The organism is Endozoicomonas sp. ONNA2 (genome assembly GCF_024606365.1).
In the GTDB taxonomy this organism is placed as follows: domain Bacteria; phylum Pseudomonadota; class Gammaproteobacteria; order Pseudomonadales; family Endozoicomonadaceae; genus Endozoicomonas.
On record NZ_JAHHPO010001076.1, the window covers coordinates 1 to 2,090 of the forward strand.

General features: G+C 45.5%; 4 protein-coding genes. All 4 read right to left on the minus strand.

What is annotated here, in order from left to right; translation table 11 throughout:
* Positions 1-28 precede the first annotated feature (28 nt).
* Positions 29-244 carry a hypothetical protein gene (locus KDK14_RS19175; RefSeq protein ID WP_257266817.1) on the minus strand — a complete coding sequence of 72 codons (216 nt, stop codon included), beginning with the start codon at positions 242-244 and terminating at the stop codon, positions 29-31.
* Positions 237-1,001 carry a hypothetical protein gene (locus KDK14_RS19180; RefSeq protein WP_373691119.1) on the minus strand — a complete coding sequence of 255 codons (765 nt, stop codon included), beginning with the start codon at positions 999-1,001 and terminating at the stop codon, positions 237-239. Before KDK14_RS19180 ends, KDK14_RS19175 begins: the two co-directional genes overlap by 8 nt.
* Entirely contained in the window at positions 980-1,903 is a 924-nt protein-coding gene (locus KDK14_RS19185) for a hypothetical protein (RefSeq protein WP_257266818.1), read from the minus strand. The genes KDK14_RS19180 and KDK14_RS19185 overlap by 22 nt, the downstream gene beginning before the upstream one ends.
* A partial coding sequence (locus KDK14_RS19190) for a hypothetical protein (RefSeq protein ID WP_257266819.1) occupies positions 1,887-2,090 on the minus strand: 204 nt, incomplete at its 5' end. The genes KDK14_RS19190 and KDK14_RS19185, both read right to left, overlap by 17 nt.

A 2,090-nucleotide genomic window follows, 5' to 3' on the forward strand; every position in this document is an offset into this window, starting at 1 on the left:
AATGGTTTTCTACGATAGTCCTTTATATTTACCAGTACTTTTTGAGCACATACGTTTCTCTCTTTTCCTGAACGCCATTACCCCATAGTTTGACTGTGAGTTTTTTGGCTACATTCCCTTTGTGTCCTTTTATCCTGCTTTCTTTTAAGTTTTCACCTATTTTCGTTTCTTGCCAAGCAGGCCCTGTTCTATACTCCGCAAAACGCAACTCCGGCACCAGGCTTTTTCTATTCTGATTACTCATAAACCGCTAACCCCGAAATTTCACGACCTTGGGCAATTTTGTGTAAATGAGGTACCAGGTCCTCCATCAAAGCCAGTTCTTTTTTCGTGCGGTCTTTCCAGCCCAGCTCAAGGGGGGCAAGCAAATCACTCAATTGTTCACCATCAAAAATCATACGTTTCATCACATTGTTGACAAATGCCTGCAGGGTATCCGGTGCCAGGCCGTGATTGTTAGCCATTAGCGTCACATCTTCCGCAGACTTGGCTTCTTTAAAGGATTCATAACCTTCACGGATGGCAGTTTCGTTCAGTGCTTCTCCGGTCTGAAGGCTGTTGATATATGCGATAATATCGTCCCGCTCTTCCATTAAATTGGCGTTGGCACTGACCATATCGATCAGCTCGGCACGGGTCATGGTCTGTTTACTGGTGGTCTGGGTGGATTTGGCAATCAACCCCATAATGAAGTAGTAATCAATTACCGCCGAGGCAAAGAGGACAAATTCAAAATCCAGCTGCTGGATTGTGTCATCATCTTCACTGCTACCGTCGTTTTGTTTCTGCTTGAGCTGTTGGGCGGTTTCCAGATAGGAGCCTTTAAAGCCACGCAGGGTGTCGGTGGGTAGCAGTTGCTCGACTTCCTGTTTGTTCTCTTGGTTCAGGTCGGTGTACTGATCCAGTTTGGTTTTCAGTTTCTGGATCTCTTTAAAACAGTCAATAAATTCGGCCTTGGCAGCATCACCTTTCAGGTTGGCTACTTCGGAGGGCGTACATATTCCAACCCTTTGTTTGCCATAAAGGTCTGAAGTTTATCGACGGCCGCTTTGTATTTTTCTACCATCACCGGCGCAGGCTCCACCAGCCAAATCTCACTGGCCTTGCCTTTGGCGCTACCGGAGAACAGTTCAATAGCCTCATTGACTTCTTTTTCCTGCCCCCGAAAATCGAGAATATTCCCCCAGGGTTTGGTGTCATTCAGTACCCGGTTGGTGCGTGAGAATGCCTGAATCAAACCATGATACTTGAGGTTTTTATCCACGTATAAGGTATTAAGGAATTTGGAGTCAAAACCGGTGAGCAGCATATCCACCACAATAACAATATCGATTTTATTACAGCGGGGGTAATCGGCATTGCTGTATTTCTGGTCTTTTATACGCTGCTGTACATCCTGATAGTACAGGTCGAAATCGTTAATACTGTGGTTAGTGCGGTACTGACGGTTGTAGTCGTCAATAATGGCGATAAGTGCAGCCTTTTTCTTTTCCGGTTCTACCTGGTTATCCGCTTTTTCCTGTGCCAGTTCGTCCTGAAGCTGTTTAATGTCTTTGACATTTTTATTGCTTTCAGCCCCTTTTTCCTGGCTCAGCGCCTGGGCGGGTGGTGAGAAAACGCAGGCGATATTTAATGTTTCAAAGTCGTCGTCTTCTGCCTTAAGGGCAGCCTGAATGGTTTTAAACTTTTTGTAGTAATCAATGGCATTATTGATAGATGCGGTTGCCAGTATGGCATTAAAACGACGACTATCAGTGGCTTTATTGTGCTTCTCCAGAATAGCCTTAATCACGGCTTCTGGTGGGGGCGTCTGACCTTTTTTGGGTTTCTTGCTTTTATCGCCGCTGTCTTTGCCGCTATCTTTGCCGCTATCTTTACCAAAATAGTCAATATGGAAGCGCATCCCCAAAAGCTGGTGGATTACTGCTCAACAGCTGGCCGAGATTGGTCTGGATAGAGATATCCATACCATTCAGCAACATGTGAAGTCTCTGGTGGAGAGCAGTCATTTCCCCATTGATATGAATGACCACAGTAAGGAGTTGTCTGGAAATAACTTCCCTATTCTCATTGCCTGACTCCGTTCGGAT

Excerpts from the sequence above, each read along its gene's own strand:
- KDK14_RS19185 (WP_257266818.1), bottom strand. The coding sequence starts at position 1,903 with ATGCGCTTCCATATTGACTATTTTGGTAAAGATAGCGGCAAAGATAGC.
- KDK14_RS19175 (WP_257266817.1), bottom strand. The coding sequence starts at position 244 with ATGAGTAATCAGAATAGAAAAAGCCTGGTGCCGGAGTTGCGTTTTGCG.